The sequence below is a fragment of the Sphingomonas yabuuchiae genome (assembly GCF_001477495.1).
GTDB classification, from domain to species: Bacteria; Pseudomonadota; Alphaproteobacteria; order Sphingomonadales; family Sphingomonadaceae; genus Sphingomonas; species Sphingomonas yabuuchiae_A.
This window is the reverse complement of record NZ_LDTF01000039.1, coordinates 1-17,758: the sequence shown is the minus strand read 5'-3', so window position 1 is coordinate 17,758 and position 17,758 is coordinate 1. Positions and strand designations below refer to the sequence as shown.

Sequence of the window (17,758 nt, the reverse complement as noted above, 5' to 3'; positions counted from 1 at the left end):
GAACAGCCCAATGTTCCGCCGCCGCCGACGACGGTTGTGACGCCGCCGCCGATCGTCAATGTGCCGACCCAGGCGCCGACGATCGCGACGACGACCGTGATTCCGCTGAGCCAGCCCACTGCGCCGCCGGCCCCGCCTGCGCCGCCGGCTCCGCCTGCTCCGCCCCCCGCGCCGGTGCAGTCGAAGGCTGCTGGCCTGAAGGGCAATCCGGGCCAGTTCTTCGGTCCCGACGCTTATCCGCCCTCGGCCCAGCGCGAAGGCGCGGAAGGTCGCGTGGTCGCCAAGCTGACGGTCGGCACCGACGGACGCGTCACCGATTGCGTCGTGACGACGAGCAGCAACAATCGCGCGCTCGACGATACGACGTGCCGGATCGCGAAGGCGCGCGTGCGCTTCTCGCCCGCGCTCGATCAGGGCGGCAACCCGATCACGTCGTCCTACACGCTTCCGGTACGCTGGCAGCTGCCGCAGGAATAACGGCTCAGGCCACCTTTAAAAATTTAACGCTTTAGTCAGAGGACCTAACCAACCATGCTCACCACCATCCTCGCCGCGGGCGGCGCCGCGGCCGGTGCCGAAAACCCCTACGGTCTCGGCCAGGCTCTCAAGGAAGGCGGCCTCATCTCGCAGTCGGTGTTCACCATCCTCTGCTTGATGTCGATCGTGTCGTTCTACATCCTGTTCTCGAAGCTGTTCGAGCAGCAGAAGATCATCAACCAGGCGAAGCGCGTCCGTCAGGGCTTCTGGTCGGCGAACTCGCTGCGCGAGGGTTCGGCCAAGCTCGAGAAGAACTCGGCCTACAAGCAGATCGTCGACGACGGTCTGGCCGCGCAGGACCAGCACTCGAAGCTGACCGATCCGGTCGAAGCGCATGACTGGCTGCACGGCTCGCTGGCCCGCTCGGAAGCCGCGATCAACTCGAAGCTGGGCGGTGGTCTCGCCTTCCTCGCGACCGTCGGTGCGACCGCGCCGTTCATCGGTCTGTTCGGTACCGTTATCGGCATCTACCGCGCGCTCATCAAGATCGGCTCGTCAGGCCAGGCGTCGATCGACGCCGTCGCCGGTCCGGTCGGTGAAGCGCTCATCATGACCGCTCTGGGTCTCGTCGTCGCCGTTCCGGCGGTGCTCGCCTTCAACTGGCTGCAGCGTCGTAACAAGGGCATCGCGGAAGACCTGTCGTCGTTCTCGAACGACGTGCTGGGCTTCCTGGCTTCGAACGGTGCGGTTCGTCCGGCGGTTGCCGGTGCGGCCAAGCCGGCCGCCGTCAAGGCTCCGGCTGGCACCACCACCGCCGGTCAGGCCGGTGGCGTTCAGACCCGCGCCTGAGCTTAAGGGGGCGGGGCGGCGGTCTCCGGATCGTCGCTCCGCCACCCCCCGCCGCCCATTTCGGGGCGGCGCAAGAATGCATGGATAGGATAGCTCTCTCATGGCGATGAGCGTTGGCGGTGACTCCGCCGAGAAACCGATGTCGGAGATCAACACGACGCCCCTCGTGGACGTCATGCTGGTGCTCCTCATCATCTTCCTGATCGCGGTTCCGGTCGTGATTCAGACCGTTCCGCTGAAGCTGCCGAACGTCCGCTTCGATCCGACCACGACGAAGCCGGAAAACGTGTCGCTCTCGGTCACCAGCGAGAATGGCCAGTGCAAGGTGTACTGGAACCTGACCCCGGTCAGCTCGGACGAACTGCGCACCCGTGCGGTCGAAAAGCTGAAGGCCGAGGTCGAACGGCTGGGTGGTGTGGGTAACATCACGCCCGACCAGCTGCCCGAAGCGCATATCCGTGGCGACGTGAACACGCCGTACCGGTGCATCGGCGGCACCATCTTCACGATGCAGCAGGCCGGTTTCGCCCGGGTCGGCTTCATCTCCGAGCCGCCCCCCGGCGGCAACCCCCGCGCCTGATCGGCCGGGCGGACAGAATAGGAGTTAGCACGCCATGGCAATGAGCGCCGGATCTGATGATGGCGAGCCGATGATGGACATGAACACGACGCCGTTGATCGACGTCATGCTCGTGCTCCTCATCATGTTCATCATCACCATCCCGATCCAGACTCACGCGGTGAAGGTCGACCTGCCGGTCAACTCGAACACGCCGCAGACCGTCGTGAACACCGACAAGAACAAGATCGGTATCGACGCTGCCGGCACGGTCACCTGGAACGGTGCCCCGGTCGACGAGGTGACGCTGCGCCAGTTCCTGGACCAGAGCGCCGCGATGAACCCGGAACCGGAACTGCACTTCCAGCCAGCCCCCGACGCGAAATACGCCAAGGTCGACGAGACCCTGGCCGTGATCAAGCGTTCGGCGGTGACGAAGCTCGGCTTCATCGGCAACGAGCAGTATCGCAACGACTTCTGATCCTCTCGATCAGGTCGGTGATGAAATGGGGTGGTCTCTCCGGAGGCCGCCCTTTTTCGTTTGTGGCGGGGTGGGGGCATGGTGGCCGTAGGGCGTGGCCTTCGACAGCGCTCAGGCTGAACGGAGGGCGGGGCCTGAGCCTGAGGCTGGGCCAGAGCCCCAGACCCGGCCAAAGCCCAAGATTGAAGCAGGATGCCGTGCGACGGATTGCCCCCTCCCCCTTCACGGGAGGGGCCGGGTGTGGGGCGTATCCTCAAGCGTGGCGCTGGCGGAGAGGCCTCACCCCAATCCCTCCGCTGAAGGGGAGGGGCTCGTGGCAAATCGAGGCATTGTGGTCAGGGCCTAAAGCTGAGCCCCCCTCCGTGGCTGATAGGCTCGTACCCGAAATTCCGTTCAGTCTGAGCGAAGTCGAAGGCCACGCCCCGCGCTACCCGATGCTCCACAACACACGATGATCGCCAGACAGGCGGGGCGCTGAAGCAGCGACACAAACCGGCTCGGCTCATGCTGAACACATCGATGGCCAGACATATCCAGGACGACCGGCGGCCTCTACGCCCTGTCGAAGCGGGTATATGGAAACACCGCCCCATACCCGCTCCCATCGCCTCAAAATTGCGCATCTTTCGCCGCTTGCGCACGTTTCACAAAAGTGACACTCTCAAGTCACAAAAGTGAAACATAGGAGATGGGATATGCGTGGAATGTTTTCGGTGTTGCTTGTGGCGGCGGCGGGCATGGCAGCCCCGGCCATCGCCCAGGATTCATGGCCGCAGCGCACGGGGTTTCGGGAGATTGCGGCGGGCAATTTCGTCGCCGCTGAGCGGACTCTGCTCGAAGAACGTCGCACCGATCCGAACAGTCCGGAGCTGATGCTCAACCTGGCCGCGGTCTATGCCAAGACCGGCCGCGCCGCCGATGCGCGCGCGCTGTATGATGCAGTGTTGCAGGAAAAGGCCATTGCGATGGACATGCCGTCGGGCGCGATCCTGTCGTCGCACACCGTGGCCCGCACAGGTCTGCGCCATTTGCCGCAGACGATCGCCGCGCGGTAAATCGACAAGGGCAGGTCCGGATGCTCCTGCGTCCGGACTGGCCCGACCAGCGGGGCGCGGACCGACGGTAAACCGCACCAGCCCGGCGCCCTTGTTCAAAGCCTTATTACAAGCGGGGCAGCGTTACTCCGCGCTGACCCATATATTTGCCCGCCCGGTCGGCATAGCTGGTCTCGCAGGGTTCATTGCCCTTCAGGAACAGGAACTGGCAGGCGCCCTCATTGGCATAGATCTTGGCGGGCAACGGCGTGGTGTTGGAAAATTCCAGCGTCACATGGCCTTCCCAACCGGGCTCCAGTGGCGTGACGTTCACGATGATCCCGCACCGCGCATAGGTCGACTTGCCGAGGCAGATGACCAGCACGTCGCGCGGCACTCGGAAATATTCGACCGTCCGCGCCAGCGCGAAGCTGTTGGGCGGGATGATGCAGCAATCGGTCTTGCGGTCGACAAAGCTGTTCGACGCGAAGTCCTTGGGGTCGACGACGGCGCTGTCGACATTGGTGAAGATCTTGAACTCGTCCGCGACCCGCGCATCATAGCCATAGGACGACAGGCCATAGCTGATGCAGCCGTCGCGACGCTGGCTCTCGACGAACGGTTCGATCATGCCTTGGGTCTGCGCGGCTTCGCGAATCCAGCGGTCGGACAGGATCGACATCTTCATTTCCTTCAGGTTTGGCCGCTCATCGCCGGATCGCGGGGGGAGGGCAAGCGGCAACCGCCAAAAAGGGACTTGCGGTTGACGCAACGTCAAGCGGTACGGTCCTGTCCATGTCCACCATGCTCGACATCACCGACATTGCCCGCGCGACCGGGCTGAGCAGCCGCGCGCTACGCTTCTACGAGGCGCGTGGGCTGATCCGACCGCTGCGGAGCGAGGGCGGGCGGCGCATCTTCGGTGCGGGCGAGCTGGAGCGGCTGCACGCCATCGTCGCGCTGAAACGCGCTGGCTTCACGCTGGCGGCCATCGGGCAGATGCTCGACCGGCCGGGCGCGGCACTGGCGCCGATGATCGCGGCCCAGGCAAAGGCGGTGGACGCCGAACGCCGGGCGCTGGCCGAGACCGCCGCGCTCCTGACATCCATCCAGTCCCGCATCGATGCCGGCGAGCGCATCGACGTCGCGACGCTCTGCTCGCTGATCCGAAAAGGGAATGCCATGACGACGACACAATGGAAATTGGTGGTCGACCGCCATTTCACCGAGGAAGAACAGGCGCATTGGGCGACGCGAATGGAGACACTCGGGCCAGATTTCGACCTGAATGCATATCAGGCGCGCTGGGCCGATCTGGGCCAGCGGATCGCAGCCGCAATGCCGATGGACCCGGATTCGGAGGCGGCACGAGGCTTTGTGCGTGAATGGTTCGCGCTGCTGGCGCCGTTCCGTGCGGTGGCGTCACCGGAGATGTGGGCGGGCGCGACTCGGCTGCACGAGAATCGCGCGGATTGGGATGGACAGGCCGATCCCGGCTTTTCGGCCGATGTGTGGCAGTTCATTCAGGCCGCCGGTGCAGCAATGCGGGCGCGGGGCGAAGAGCCGGGGGGCTGAGGCGGTTTGTTCACGCGACGCCGCGACGCCGCGAAGAAGGATGATGCTCGCGCGGAGGCGCGGAGACGCGGAGGGGAGCGTATCCGATCATAAGCGATGCCGGTTATCGCCCGGGTTCGGGAGACTGAAACTCTTCCTCTCCGCGCCTCCGCGTCTCCGCGCGAAAAAATCTTCGCGTCTTCGCGCCTTTGCGTAAGAAATCAGCGGTGGCACCGAGCTATGTGCTCGCGCGAAGCCGCCAAGTTTCAAAATTGGTTCGCGCAGAGGCGCGGAGGGCGCAGAGGGGGGGGCGTGAGCTTACTGGCCGCTACCAAATGAGAAGAACTGTAGACTTCCCCTTTGCGATCTACGCGCCTCTGCGCGAACTCAATAGCCGCGCCTTCGCGCGATTTCAGCCGATCCCCAGATCCGCCGGGCCGAAGGCATCCGGCAGCAGCTCGGACAGGCGATAGGTCCGCACCGCGTCGCCTTCCGCCGCGCCGCAGTGAACGGGCAGGTCGCGGCCGCTCATCTGGGCGGCTTCGTTGATGACCTGGCGACAGCGGCCGCAGGGGCTGACCGGGCTGGCGCCGGTCGGTACACCGTTCGAGTCCATCGCGCCGCCGATCACGCCGACCGCGACGATCTCGCGAAGCCGCCCCGCCGCCGAGGCGGTGGCGATCGCGACAGTCTCGGCACAGAGCGACAGGCCGTAGCTCGCATTCTCGAAATTGGCACCCGTGATGACCGAGCCGTCCTGCATCAGCAGCGCCGCGCCGACCGCAAAGCGGCTGTACGGCGCATGGGCGTGGCGCGCCGCGTCGCGGGCGGCGGCGATCAGGGCATGTGTATTGGTGGCATTCATGGTGTAACGACGTCCCAGTTGACGGGGCCTTCCACCCCCTCGACCCGGCGGAAATCGCTGGCACGCCACATGCGCCAGGGGCGCGCGGCGTAATCGGGCTTGAACAGATTGCCGATCGCCCAGACCGGACGGTCGATCGCGGCCGTGATGTCATATTCACGTTCGAACGCCTTGGACACGCGCAGCATCACGGGCTTGCGCGTGTGCGTCTCGACCATCGATACGAAGCGGGTCAGGTCCGCGACCAGCTGCGCGCGCTCGGGCCGGGCGGTGCAATCGTCGTGAAAGGACAGGTCGATCGCCGTGGGCAGCGCGTCGCCGACACGCGGTACGAAGATGTTGAAGGCATCGGCCTGGGCCGCGGCAGGCTGGCACAGCGAATAGATATGGACCGCGCCACGCCGCATTCCCGCCTCGGGCAGGGCGTCCCAATTGCCCTCGAACGACGGATCGCGCCGGTCGGTGCCCGAGGTCGCGACCAGATAGGCGAAGTCCGCGCCATTCGCGCGCAGCGTGCGCCACTCGACGGCGGGCGGACTCTCGGGCAGGTCGATGCCCTGCAGGGCGTAACGCTCGGTCGGCGGCTGCCAATGGGTAGCCCAATGCCGCCCGCCCGCGCTGATCGCGCCAAGGGCCAGAAGCCCAGCGCCGATTTTCCAAAGAATCGCCATCAATTGCGGATATGCAGGACGCAGAGCAGTGTGAAGAGGCGACGTGCGGTGTCGAAGTCGACCTCGATCTTGCCGGTCAGCCGCTCCTTCAGCATCTGCGCGGCGTCATTATGGATACCGCGCCTGGCCATATCGATCGTCTCGATCTGTTGCGGCGTGGCGGCACGGATCGCCTGGTAGTAGCTGTCGCAGATCGCGAAATAATCCTTGATCGGCCGCCGGAAACGCCCGAGCGCCAGCACCAGGGTCTCGATATGCGTGCCGTCCTCGCGGTGCATATGGATGCCGAGTCGCCCTTCCTCCGACTCCAGCTTGATGCGGTAGGGCCCGGCATAGCCGTCCGCCTGCGGCCGTTGCGGCGCGAAGTAATTTTCCTCGATCAGATCGAAGATCGCGATCCGCCGTTCCTGCTCGACATCGGCCGAGCGCCAGCCCAGGCTGCGCTCGTCGAGATCGATGGATATGATCCGGGGATCGGCCATGGCACGGGGATAGTCGCGAAGCGCGTGCGCCGCAAATCCCCTGCTGATCGACGCAATGTGTTTTCCTCCGCCGCCACTCCGCGCTAACGCCGACGAAATGGCCACCCTCGCATTTCAGAACCCCGCTGCCGCCACCGAGCCGCAGCAGCTTCCCCGCAATATCGAGGCGGAGGCCGCGCTGCTGGGCGCGATGATGATCGACAACCGGCTGGCCGACGATCTGGTCGACCGGCTGGACCCGGAGCATTTCTTCGAGCCCGTCCACGGCCGGGTGTTTTCCGCGATCAAGAATCTGCGCGCCACCGACATGCTGGCGACCCCCGTCACCCTGCGCCCGATGTTCGAGGCGGACGAGGGCATGAAGGCGCTGGGCGGCCCGTCCTATCTGGCGCAGCTGACCGGGTCGGGCGCGGGCCTGATCGGCGCGCGGCAGTTCGCGACGCAGATCTATGACCTGGCGATGCTGCGCGCGCTGGTGACGGTCGGGCGGACGCTGGTCGATCGGGCGATGGACACCTCGGAAGAGGTGAACCCGCGCGCGCAGATCGAGCTGGCCGAGAACGAGCTGTTCAAGGTCGCGGCCGATGGCGGCTCCGAGAATGCGGTGAAGAGCTTTTCCCAGGCCACCACCATGGCGGTGAAGAATGCCGAGCGCGCGCTAAACTCCGGCGGCCATGTCTCGGGCATCACCACGGGTCTGGATTCGGTCAATGCCAAGATCGGCGGTATGCACCGGTCCGACTTGATGATCCTGGCGGGCCGTCCGGGCATGGGCAAGACCTCGCTCGCCACCAACATCGCGTTCAACGCCGCGCGCCGCTGGATGCGCGACATGGCCGACGGCATCCCGCCCTCCGAGTCGGTCGGTGCCAAGGTCGCGTTCTTCAGCCTCGAAATGTCGGCCGACCAGCTGGCGACGCGTATCCTGGCCGAGCAATCGGGGATCAGCTCCGAAGCGCTGCGCATGGGCAAGATCAGCCGCAACGAGTTCGCGCAACTCGCCGCCGCCGCCGCCGAGCTGGAGCAGTTGCCGCTGTTCATCGACGATACCGGCGGCCTCACCATCTCGGCGTTGCACACCCGTGTCCGGCGGCTCCAGCGGCGGCTCAACAACGAGCTGGGTCTGGTCGTGGTCGACTATCTCCAGCTGCTGACCGGCTCGGGCAAGTCGTCCGAGGGCAACCGCGTGCAGGAAATCTCGGAGATTTCGCGCGGGCTGAAGACGCTGGCCAAGGACATGAACGTGCCGGTGCTGGCGCTGTCGCAGCTGAGCCGTGCAGTCGAACAGCGCGAGGACAAGCGCCCGATGCTGTCCGACCTTCGCGAGTCCGGCTCGATCGAGCAGGACGCCGACATGGTCTGGTTCGTGTTCCGCGAAGACTATTACATGATGCAGCGCGAGCCCAAGCGCCCGATGGAAGGCGATGACGGCAAGGTCTTCGAAGACCATGCGAAGTGGGCGACCGAGGTGGAGCGGGTCTATGGCCTGGCCGAACTGATCGTCGCGAAACAACGCCACGGTGCGACCGGCAAAGTGGTGATGAAGTTCGACCCGACGATCACACGGTTTACGGACTTCGCGGGGTATTGAACGGAGGCGGGGTAATTCCCCCACCTCCGTTCAGCCTGAGCGAAGTCGAAAGCCAGGGGAATCTCTGGCACATAATCCGGGGCGTGCACTTCGACTTCGCTCAGTGCGAACGGGGGCGGGGGTACGTGAGCGGACGCGCCCCAACCTTACCCCGTCGGCGCGAGCAGCCAAGCGCGGGCTTCGTCCTTGTCGGTGAAGAACCGGAATTCGTCGTGGTCTTGATTGGCCCGCTCCGCCTGCAACTTGGTGAGCGCGCCCGAGGTGTAGACCGCGACACGCCCCGAGCGGACGGCCGGGCTTTCCATCATCTGGACGAAGGCCGCGACGACTTCCTGGCTCTGCACCATCGCGTTGGACAGATCGCACAGGCTGACCGGGGTACGGCCGGTGGCACGGATGCGGCGGGCGGTCCGTTCCAGTTAGCGGGTGAAGCCGGCCATGGTGTCCAGGGTCCAAAATCCGTGGGTCGTGACCTCGAAATAACCGCGTTCCAGGTCGACCGTGACTTTGTACATGGGTGATCCCTCATCCTGCCCGGCGCCTTCTGTCGCGGCGCGGTTAAGACAGGATGAAGCGGAAGTCGGTCGTGGCCCCGTTCAGCCTGCCGAAAAAGGCTGGTGGATACCGCACTCGACCTTGTCGAAGCCGCGCCAGCGACCCGCGCGGGGGTCTTCGCCGGGCTTCACCTTGCTGGTGCAGGGCGCACAGCCGATCGAGAGATAGCCTTCCGCCTCCAGCGGATGGCGCGGCAGGTCGTGGGCGGCGAAATAGCCGTCCAACGCCGCCTTGTCCCAGTCCGCCAGCGGGTTGAGCTTCAACCGGCCATTCTCGACCTCGAAGCGAGGCAGGGCCCGGCGGGTCCCCGCCTGGAAACCCTTGCGGCCCGAAATCCACGCCTCGAACGGGGCAAGGCCGCGTGCCAGCGGCTCGACCTTGCGCAGGTCGCAGCAGCCATCGGGATCATAGCCGTGGCGGATGCCGTCCGGGTCCTTCGCCGCGAGCAGCGAGGCGTCGGGCTGGATCACGCGGACGTCGAGCAGGCCCAGCCGCTCGACCAGCGTGTCGCGGTACGTCAGTGTCTCGGGAAACATCTTCAGCGTGTCGGTGAAGACCACCGGGGTCGCCGGATCGGCCTGCGCGACCATGTGGAGCAGCACGGCGGACTCGGTGCCGAAGGACGACACCGCCGCGATCTGCCCATGCAGTTCACCGGTCAGCAGGATGCGCAGCATCTCCGGCGCGGGCACGCCCGCGAACCGCGTTTCATACGCCGCAGCGTCTTCCGCCGTGTAAGCGGGCCGAGCGTCGATCCGGTCGAGCGCGCGCTCAGCCATGGCGCAGCTTCCATACCGGCACGCGCGCATCGGCGGCCTTCTGATAGGGTTGGGGATAGAGCGCGAGCAGCTTAGTCAGCGTTGCGGCATCGACCGGCTTTTCCGGCGCGAAGCTATCGAAGCCGCAGCGGCGCATATGGGGAATCTGGTCGACCAGCACATCGCCCGCCGCGCGTAGCTCACCCTCGAACCCCGCCTCGCGCAAAATCCGCGCCGCCGAATAGCCGCGACCGTCGCGAAAGGTCGGGAAGCTGATCTCGACCAGCGCGATCTGTCCCAGATGCGGCAGGAGTTCGCGGGCATCGTCGCCCGCCTCCAGCCGGACGGCGGTGGCGTTGGTCTGGCCCAGGAAGGCGTCCAGCGTGACCGCCGGTTCGTCATGCACCACATCGTCGCGGAAACGCAGCAGCGTCTCGCCCGCATTCGTGTTCACGGTGATGGGATCAACCATAGATCGCTTCCTTGAACGGCTGCATGCCGACGCGGCGATAGGTGTCGAGGAAGCGCTCGTCCGCTTCGCGCAATGCGACATAGCGGTCGGTCACGCGCTCGATCGCGTCGACCACGCCGTCCTCATCGAAGCCGGGGCCGGTGATCTTGCCGAGCGAGACGTCCTCCGCCCCCGATCCGCCGAGCAGCAGCTGGTAATTCTCGGTGCCCTTCTTATCGACGCCGAGGATGCCGATATGCCCGGCATGATGGTGGCCGCAGGCGTTGATGCAGCCCGAAATCTTCAGCTTCAACTCGCCCAGCTCGCGCTGCCGCCCGGCGAAACGCTCGCCGATCTTCTGCGCCAGCGGGATGGAGCGAGCATTGGCGAGGCTGCAATAATCCAGGCCCGGGCAGGCGATGATGTCGGAGATCAGGTCGAGGTTCGCCTCGGCCAGCCTGGCGTCGCGAAGCGCGGTCCAGATGGCGTACAGGTCGGCCTTGCGGACATGCGGCAGGACGATGTTCTGCGCATGGGTGACGCGCAGCTCGTCATGGCCGTAGCGCTCGGCGAGGTCGGCCATCAGGTCGATTTGATCCGCCGAGGCATCGCCGGGGATGCCGCCGATCGGCTTCAGGCTGATCGTGACGATGGCATGGCCCGGCTGCTTGTGCGCCGCGACATTCTGATCGAGCCAGACCGCGAAATCGGGGTCGGAGCGGTCGACCGAGTCGGGCGCGTCGCTGGCGAAGTCGGGACCGGCGAACATCGCGGTGATCCGCGCCAGCTCGGCCAGCGGCGGGTCGATGCCGAGGTCGCGGATGGCGGCGAACTCCGCCTCCACCTGATCGCGGTAAGCGTCGACGCCGATCTCGTGCAGCAGGATCTTGATCCGCGCCTTGTAGATATTATCGCGGCGACCATAGCGGTTGTAGACCCGCAGGCACGCCTCCAGATAGCTCATCAGATGGTCGGCGGTGATGAAGTCCTTCACCTCATGCGCGATCATCGGGGTGCGGCCCATGCCGCCGCCCACGAAAATCTTCGCGCCGAGCACGCCGTCGCGCTCCAGCAGCTGGATGCCGATATCGTGCAGCCGCATCGCCGCGCGATCCTCGTCCGCCGCGATCACCGCGATCTTGAACTTGCGCGGCAGATAGGTGAATTCCGGGTGGAAGGTCGACCATTGCCGCAGCAGCTCGGCCCAGGGGCGCGGATCGGCGACCTCATCGGCGGCGGCTCCGGCGAACTGGTCGGACGAGATATTGCGGATGCAATTGCCCGAGGTCTGGATGGCGTGCATCTGGACGGTTGCCAGCTCGGCCAGGATGTCGGGCGCATCGGCCAGCTTGATCCAGTTATACTGGATGTTCTGACGCGTGGTGAAATGGCCGTAGCCGCGATCATATTTACGCGCGATATGGCCCAGCATCCGCATCTGGCGGCTGTCGAGCGTGCCATAGGGCACCGCGACGCGCAGCATATAGGCGTGCAGCTGGAGATAGAGGCCGTTCATCAGCCGCAGCGGCTTGAACTGATCCTCGGTCAGCGCGCCTGACAGGCGGCGTTCCACCTGGTCGCGAAATTCCTCGACACGGGCATCGACGATGCTCTGGTCATATTCGTCATAGCGATACATGGCGGTTCTCTCAGATAACCCAGGCGCCGGCATCCGCATCGGCGGGCTTCAGCGTCAGGTCGGGGCGCACGGTGGGGCCAAGCGCGCGGATACGGTCCTTGATATGGGCGGGACGGGGGCCCTGTTCGGTGGCCTCGGCGTCGATCAGATAGGGCACATTGACCCGGCGCGCGCCTTCCTCGGCGCGCAGGATCGCCTCGCCCTGTCCGCCGACATCGACCGCATCCTCGACATGGCGCGACCAGTCGCGCCCGGTCCACCAGACGACGTCGCCAGTGCTCAAGTCATTGCCCGTCAACAGCTTCATGCGCTCATTCCTTCCGCCACGCGGGCCCAACGCGCCAGCTTGTCTTCGGCATCCGACAGGGTCACGACTTCGCCGACGACGATGATCGCCGGACTCTGAACCTTCTCGCGCTCGACCATCGGGCCGAGATCGGCGAGCAGCGTGCGAATGGCGCGGTGCCCCTCCAGCGTGCCGCGCTCCAGCACCGCGACCGGCATGTCGGGGGCGACGCCGTCGGCCATCAGCTTGTCGGCGATGCCGTTGGCGGTCGCGACGCCCATATAGATGACGAGCGTGCGTCCCTGGCCCGCCAGCCCCGACCAGTCCTGATCGGTGAGCCCCTTGCACTGGCCCGCGACGAAGGACACGGCCGAGCTATGGTCGCGATGGGTCAGCGGCAGCATCGCCTCCGCCGCGCAACCGAGCGCCGCCGAGACGCCGGGGATTACCTCGACCGGAAGCCCGGCGGCACGTACCGCCTCCACCTCTTCGCCGCCGCGCCCGAAGATAAACGGGTCGCCGCCCTTCAGCCGTACGACGATCGCGCCGGTCTTCACATGCGCGACGATCAGCGCGTTGATCGCATCCTGCGACAGCGTGTGCCGTGCCCGCCGCTTGGCGACCGAGATGCGCTGGGCCTGCGGCGGCGCGAGGTCGAGGACGCGCGGATCGATCAGCCCGTCATGCACGACGACATCGGCGGTCTTCAGCGCCGCGACCGCACGCACGGTCAACAGGCCCGGATCGCCGGGGCCCGCACCAACCAGGATCACGCGGCCACGCGCGGTGGGATCGAGAAGACTAGCCATGCTCCACAGATGATCCCCCCGACCGCAATCGACAACTGAGCGATGCTTGGGGCGGGGGTAGATCAGCTTCATCCTGCCATCAGCGTTATCGTATAATATATTGTGCGTTGCCTAGAGTTATGATTGGATGGCTTCAGGGACACAAAAAGCGGGGAGCTGGGGTCTTGTTGGAATCATCGAGCCGAAAATATGCCTTTGGCGCATCATTGGTGGCGTTCATGTGGGCAGGGGTTGCGTCGGCACAGGTGGCGACGGGTGCGCCTACGAAACCAGCGCAGGACGAGGTTCCTGCCGTGACCGGCGTGGTGGCATCCACAGATAAGATCGACGCGAAGGAGAAAAAGGCCGATCCTGGCGACGTGATCGTCACGGGAACGCGTATCGTCCGGCCCAACATGACCAGCAATGCGCCTATCACGACGATCGACTCCACCTATCTGAAGGAGCGTGGCTTGGCGCGTGTCGAGGACGCGCTGGCGCAGCTGCCGCAGGTCACGCCGATGCTGGGCTTGCAGGGTCAGAGCTGGACCTCCGGCTCCGCGCCGGTCGGACTGCGCAATCTGGGTGCGGGCCGTACGCTGACGCTGCTCAACGGGCAGCGGATGGACAATGACGTCAATATCATTCCCGGCGCGCTGATCGAGCGGATCGACATCATGACCGGCGGAGCGTCGGCGGTCTACGGCTCCGACGCGATCGCGGGCGTCGTCAACTTCATCGTCAAACGCAAGTTTAACGGCATCGCCTTCGACGGCGAGGTCAGCGGCTTCAACCACAATAACAACAGCCCGCTGCTGGCCAAGGTCGCGCAGGATGCGGGCTATACCTATCCCCGTGGGTCCTATCTGGGCGGCGGCAACTATTTCGCGTCGGTTGCGGCGGGCCAGAACCTTCTGGGTGACCGGTTGAACATCAGCGCCTTCGCGACGTACAAAAAAGCAGACCCGATCCAGTTCCGCAATCTGGATACGACCAATTGTCCGCTACAGATGTTCGACCCCAACAATATCGACGCGGGCAACACGAAATGGACGTGCTACGGCACGACCTACAACCCGTATAACTATTTCAACGTCAACAACCAGGACCTGAGCAACGCGCGCGACGGCTCGCGTAGCTTCCGCCCCTACGATACGGCGGACGAGGTGCGCGTCCAGCGTGTCGACAATGTCCAGCGGCGTAGCGAGACGGTCAATGCGGGCGGCTTCCTGACGGCGGACCTGCCCGCTGGCATGCGCCTGACCGGCAGCTTCCTGTATAGCAAGATCGTCGAGCGCGGGTTCAACTCGGTCGATGGGGGGATTTATACCCCGGGCGCTCAGGTCAATTGCGACAATCCCTTTCTGGGACAAGCGCAGGCGCAGGCCATTTGCGGCGCGGCAGCCGGAACGACCGCACTCAGCAACCCCATTGCGCTATCGCTGTTCCGGCCGGGCATGATCCAGAATTTCCGCAACACGACGGATGACTGGCGCGGCTCGCTCAACCTGTCGGGTATGATCGTCGACAAGATCCGGTTCGAACTGAGCTACCAGCAGACCCGGAACATCCAGAATGGCTCGGGCGACCATATGTGGCTGCCCGACCAGGCCGATCGCCTGGCGCGCGGGCTTCAGGTGCGCAACGTGAGCGGCGTGCCGACCTGCCTGTCCAGGATCGACGGCACCGACCCCAGCTGCCAGCCCGTTGATGCCTTTTCGTCCAACACGTCGGTCAGCGACGCGGTCTATAACTGGCTGTCCGGGGCCGGCAGTCGCCGTCAGCAGAACGATCTGCAGGTCATCAACGGCATCGTGTCGGGGACGCTGGAGGATTATGGGCTGAAGAGCCCCTGGGCGGAGAGCGGCATCGGCTTTGCGATCACCGGCGAGTATCGCAAATATCGAAATCAGTCGACCGGCTACGGGGCGTGGTCGAACTTCACCACCTTCGATGGCCGTACCAGCGTGAAGGAGCTGGGCGGTGAGATCGACATCCCGCTGATCGAGAATAAGCCGTTTTTCAAGGAACTGAGCGTCAATGGCGGCTATCGGATTTCCGATTACGACATTTACGACAAGCTCGTTCGCAGCTGGAAGGCGGAGGCTAGCTGGTCGCCATTCGACGGTATCCGGTTCCGGGGCAGCTATAATCGCGCGGTGCGCGTCGGCGTGCAGCAGCGGTTGGAGGGCGAGAATCGTTATCCCAACACCCCGATGCTCGACCTGTGCGCCCCGCCGCGCGCCGCGACGAACGGCAAGGGTGTCCAGCGCTATACGTTCGACCAATGCTCGATCGGCATGACGCGGGCGCAATATGACGCGCTGACCAGCTATACCGGCTGTGATTCCAATGGCTTCTGCCCAACCACGCTGGTCAATGGCGGCAACTCGAATCTGCAGCCGGAACGCTCGCGCAGCAAGACTCTGGGTGTCGTGATGCAGCCGCGCTTCATCCCCGGCCTGACGGCATCGGTCGACTGGTACGACATCAATATTGAGGGCGCGTTCGAATGGACCCGCATCAACATGGCGTTCAACCAATGCTATGACAACAAGGTTCAGTTTTTCTGCCAATTCTATCAACGTGATCCGCAGACCGGCCGTCTGCTAGTCGCGGATGCGCGCTATAACAATTCCGGCTATAACGCGACGAGTGGGATCGACTTCAGTGCCAACTACGCGCTCGATCCGAAACGTTTCGGCATCACCGATAACGTCGGCACCTTTAGCCTGAACTTCAACGGCACGCTGACGACGAAATATGAACGGCAATTCGCGCCGGGTAATACGCCTTGGTCTTGCCTCGGCTATTTCGGCTTCGCCTGTGGCGATCCGATGCCCCGCTGGCGCCATGTCGCGGGCGTGAATTGGCAGCTTCCCTGGATCAAGGGTGGCTTGGGCTTCACCTGGCGCTACACTGGCCCGAGCAACCTGTCGAAGCTGTCAACCAACACGGTGCTGGCCGCCGCACCGGGCCAGACCTATCCGCTGGTCAACCGTATTCCGGGCTACAGCTATTTCGACTTCAACACCAACGTCACGCTGGTGAAGGGGATCGATGTGCGGTTCAATGTCCAGAATTTGTTCGACAAGGACCCGCCGCTGATCGGCTACGACACCCAATATGCCATCGGCGGGGGCTTCAACACCTTCCCGAACTATTACACGGTGCGGGGACGCACGTTGCGGGTCGGTATTTCCGCCCGCTTCTAAACGACGGGATGGCCCGGGACCTCGGTTCCGGGCCATTTCTCCATCAGCGCAAGCCGATCGCGATCGTCGCGGCGGCGCTTTCGCTTTCGGCGCTGGCGACCGGATAGGCGCAGTAATCGGCGGCGTAATAGGCGCTGGGGCGGTGGTTGCCCGACCAGCCGATGCCGCCGAACGGTGCGCTGGAGGCCGCGCCGTTGGTCGGGCGGTTCCAGTTGACGATCCCGGCGCGGATGCCGGTCCAGAAGGCGTCGTACCGCTCGCGCGAGGGCGAGATCAGCGAGGCGGACAGGCCGTAGCGGGTGGCGTTGGCCTGACTGAGCGCATCGTCGAAATCGGTCGCGCGGGTGACTTGCAGGACCGGGCCGAACAGTTCGTCGTCGGGACGCTCGGCGACGGCGCCGACGTCGAGGATAGCGGGGGGCAGCAGCGGCAGGCCGGGCGTCACGCGCGCCAGCGGACGGATAAGCCTGGCGCCGCTCGCCGCCAGTTGCTCGACTCGCGCAAGCAGGTGGTCCGCCGCGTCATTGTCGATCACCGGCCCCATGAACGGCGCGGGCGCGTCATGCGGCGCGCCGAGGATCAGCCGGTCGACCAGCCCGGTCAGCGCCGCCATCAGCGGATCGAACAGCCGGTCCTCGACGATCAGCCGCCGCCCGGCGGTGCAGCGTTGCCCGGCGGTCGTATAGGCCGACTGGACGATCAGCGCGGCGGCGGCGTCGAGATCGGGGTCGTCCCAGACGATGATCGGGTTGTTGCCGCCCATCTCCAGCGCCAGGATCTTTTCCGGCCGCTCGGCGAACTGGCGGTTGAGCGCCAGGCCCGTGCGCGCCGAGCCGGTGAACAGCAGGCCGTCTATCGCCTCATGGCCCGCCAGCGCCCGGCCCTGATCCGGTCCGCCGATCAGCAGCCGCACGACCCCTTCGGACACGCCTGCCGCGTGATAGCATTCGACCAGGAACGCGCCCGTCGCCGGGGTCTTTTCCGAGGGCTTGAAGACCACCGCATTGCCCGCCAGCAGCGCGGGCACGATATGGCCGTTAGGCAGATGCGCGGGGAAATTATACGGCCCCAGCACCGCCAGCACCCCGTGGGGCCTGTGCCGCAGGGCCATCCGCCCGCCGCCCGGCTGGTCGGTGGAACGTGTCCCAGCGCGCTCGGCTTGCGCGGTGATCGAGATGGCGACCTTGGCGATCACGGTGTCGACCTCGGTCTTGGCCTCCCAAAGGGGCTTGCCCGTCTCGCGCGCGATCAGGTCGGCGAAATCGTCGGCGCGATCCCGCACGATCTCGGCGAAGCGGCGCAGCATCTCGATCCGCTCGGCCAGCGGCGTGATCGCCCAGCCGGCCCAAGCCGCCCGCGCGGCGGCGACCTCCGTATCGGCATCGCCGATGGGAAGCTCGGCGATCAATGTGCCGGTTGCGGGTTCGTAGGTCGACAGAAAAGAAGGCATGGCATGGATCCAAGCAAGCCCCTCCCCTTCAGGGGAGGGGGCGGGGTGGGGCG

The 17,758-nt window shown here is 65.3% G+C and carries 19 protein-coding genes; 8 read left to right on the top strand and 11 right to left on the bottom strand.

Translation table 11 applies throughout. The annotated features are described in order from the left end of the window. The 5 genes from NS355_RS08780 to NS355_RS08760 form a co-directional block, all read left to right on the top strand. A partial coding sequence (locus NS355_RS08780; RefSeq protein ID WP_058745364.1) for an energy transducer TonB occupies window positions 1-477 on the top strand: 477 nt, incomplete at its 5' end. 54 nt (window positions 478-531) lie between these two features. After that, window positions 532-1,326, top strand: coding sequence for a MotA/TolQ/ExbB proton channel family protein (locus NS355_RS08775; protein ID WP_056430507.1), 795 nt, complete (start codon window positions 532-534; stop codon window positions 1,324-1,326). Window positions 1,327-1,426: 100 nt separating this feature from the next. Next, entirely contained in the window at window positions 1,427-1,906 is a 480-nt protein-coding gene (locus tag NS355_RS08770) for an ExbD/TolR family protein (protein WP_042486325.1), read from the top strand. Window positions 1,907-1,940: 34 nt separating this feature from the next. Then, window positions 1,941-2,366, top strand: coding sequence for an ExbD/TolR family protein (locus NS355_RS08765; RefSeq protein ID WP_042486322.1), 426 nt, complete (start codon window positions 1,941-1,943; stop codon window positions 2,364-2,366). A 695-nt stretch (window positions 2,367-3,061) separates the two neighbouring features. Next, window positions 3,062-3,421 carry a tetratricopeptide repeat protein gene (locus tag NS355_RS08760; protein ID WP_244489612.1) on the top strand — a complete coding sequence of 120 codons (360 nt, stop codon included), beginning with the start codon at window positions 3,062-3,064 and terminating at the stop codon, window positions 3,419-3,421. Window positions 3,422-3,527: 106 nt separating this feature from the next. Here the strand turns inward: NS355_RS08760 and dcd are convergent, their stop codons facing one another. Further along, window positions 3,528-4,082 carry a dCTP deaminase gene (gene dcd, locus NS355_RS08755; RefSeq protein ID WP_042486309.1) on the bottom strand — a complete coding sequence of 185 codons (555 nt, stop codon included), beginning with the start codon at window positions 4,080-4,082 and terminating at the stop codon, window positions 3,528-3,530. Window positions 4,083-4,195: 113 nt separating this feature from the next. On the opposite strand from dcd, the gene NS355_RS08750 reads away from it, so the two are divergent. After that, on the top strand, window positions 4,196-4,975 hold the full coding sequence (locus NS355_RS08750; protein ID WP_058745363.1) for a MerR family transcriptional regulator: 780 nt from the start codon (window positions 4,196-4,198) through the stop codon (window positions 4,973-4,975). A gap of 391 nt (window positions 4,976-5,366) precedes the next feature. Here the strand turns inward: NS355_RS08750 and NS355_RS08745 are convergent, their stop codons facing one another. The 3 genes from NS355_RS08745 to NS355_RS08735 are packed head-to-tail and all read right to left on the bottom strand — an operon-like array spanning window position 5,367 to window position 6,972. Then, entirely contained in the window at window positions 5,367-5,819 is a 453-nt protein-coding gene (locus NS355_RS08745; protein WP_058745362.1) for a cytidine deaminase, read from the bottom strand. Further along, window positions 5,816-6,490: a GH25 family lysozyme gene (locus NS355_RS08740; protein WP_058745361.1), complete on the bottom strand. Its 675-nt coding sequence runs from the start codon at window positions 6,488-6,490 to the stop codon at window positions 5,816-5,818. The genes NS355_RS08745 and NS355_RS08740 overlap by 4 nt, the downstream gene beginning before the upstream one ends. Then, window positions 6,490-6,972: a UPF0262 family protein gene (locus tag NS355_RS08735; protein ID WP_056430331.1), complete on the bottom strand. Its 483-nt coding sequence runs from the start codon at window positions 6,970-6,972 to the stop codon at window positions 6,490-6,492. The genes NS355_RS08740 and NS355_RS08735 overlap by 1 nt, the downstream gene beginning before the upstream one ends. A 97-nt stretch (window positions 6,973-7,069) precedes the next feature. Here NS355_RS08735 and NS355_RS08730 point away from each other — a divergent pair, with 97 nt between their 5' ends. After that, window positions 7,070-8,563 carry a replicative DNA helicase gene (locus NS355_RS08730; protein WP_058745360.1) on the top strand — a complete coding sequence of 498 codons (1,494 nt, stop codon included), beginning with the start codon at window positions 7,070-7,072 and terminating at the stop codon, window positions 8,561-8,563. A gap of 146 nt (window positions 8,564-8,709) precedes the next feature. Here the strand turns inward: NS355_RS08730 and NS355_RS19305 are convergent, their stop codons facing one another. From NS355_RS19305 to cobA, 6 genes are all read right to left on the bottom strand, one after another. Continuing rightward, window positions 8,710-8,910 carry a hypothetical protein gene (locus tag NS355_RS19305; protein WP_244489611.1) on the bottom strand — a complete coding sequence of 67 codons (201 nt, stop codon included), beginning with the start codon at window positions 8,908-8,910 and terminating at the stop codon, window positions 8,710-8,712. Window positions 8,911-9,159: 249 nt separating this feature from the next. Beyond that, the gene (locus NS355_RS08720; protein ID WP_084787748.1) at window positions 9,160-9,897 is read right to left on the bottom strand and encodes a phosphoadenylyl-sulfate reductase; all 738 of its coding nucleotides are present in this window, start codon (window positions 9,895-9,897) and stop codon (window positions 9,160-9,162) included. Continuing rightward, window positions 9,890-10,348 carry a DUF934 domain-containing protein gene (locus NS355_RS08715; protein WP_058745358.1) on the bottom strand — a complete coding sequence of 153 codons (459 nt, stop codon included), beginning with the start codon at window positions 10,346-10,348 and terminating at the stop codon, window positions 9,890-9,892. The genes NS355_RS08720 and NS355_RS08715 overlap by 8 nt, the downstream gene beginning before the upstream one ends. Further along, the gene (locus NS355_RS08710) at window positions 10,341-11,966 is read right to left on the bottom strand and encodes a nitrite/sulfite reductase (protein ID WP_058745357.1); all 1,626 of its coding nucleotides are present in this window, start codon (window positions 11,964-11,966) and stop codon (window positions 10,341-10,343) included. The genes NS355_RS08715 and NS355_RS08710 overlap by 8 nt, the downstream gene beginning before the upstream one ends. Window positions 11,967-11,976: 10 nt before the next feature. Then, window positions 11,977-12,273, bottom strand: coding sequence for a DUF2849 domain-containing protein (locus NS355_RS08705; protein WP_058717763.1), 297 nt, complete (start codon window positions 12,271-12,273; stop codon window positions 11,977-11,979). After that, window positions 12,270-13,061, bottom strand: a complete 792-nt coding sequence (gene cobA, locus NS355_RS08700; protein ID WP_058745356.1) for a uroporphyrinogen-III C-methyltransferase — start codon at window positions 13,059-13,061, stop codon at window positions 12,270-12,272. The genes NS355_RS08705 and cobA overlap by 4 nt, the downstream gene beginning before the upstream one ends. A 218-nt stretch (window positions 13,062-13,279) precedes the next feature. Here cobA and NS355_RS08695 point away from each other — a divergent pair, with 218 nt between their 5' ends. After that, the gene (locus tag NS355_RS08695) at window positions 13,280-16,255 is read left to right on the top strand and encodes a TonB-dependent receptor domain-containing protein (protein WP_167345431.1); all 2,976 of its coding nucleotides are present in this window, start codon (window positions 13,280-13,282) and stop codon (window positions 16,253-16,255) included. 43 nt (window positions 16,256-16,298) lie between these two features. On the opposite strand, the gene astD is transcribed toward NS355_RS08695, so the two are convergent. Next, window positions 16,299-17,705, bottom strand: coding sequence for a succinylglutamate-semialdehyde dehydrogenase (gene astD, locus NS355_RS08690; protein ID WP_058745354.1), 1,407 nt, complete (start codon window positions 17,703-17,705; stop codon window positions 16,299-16,301). Window positions 17,706-17,758 lie beyond the last annotated feature (53 nt).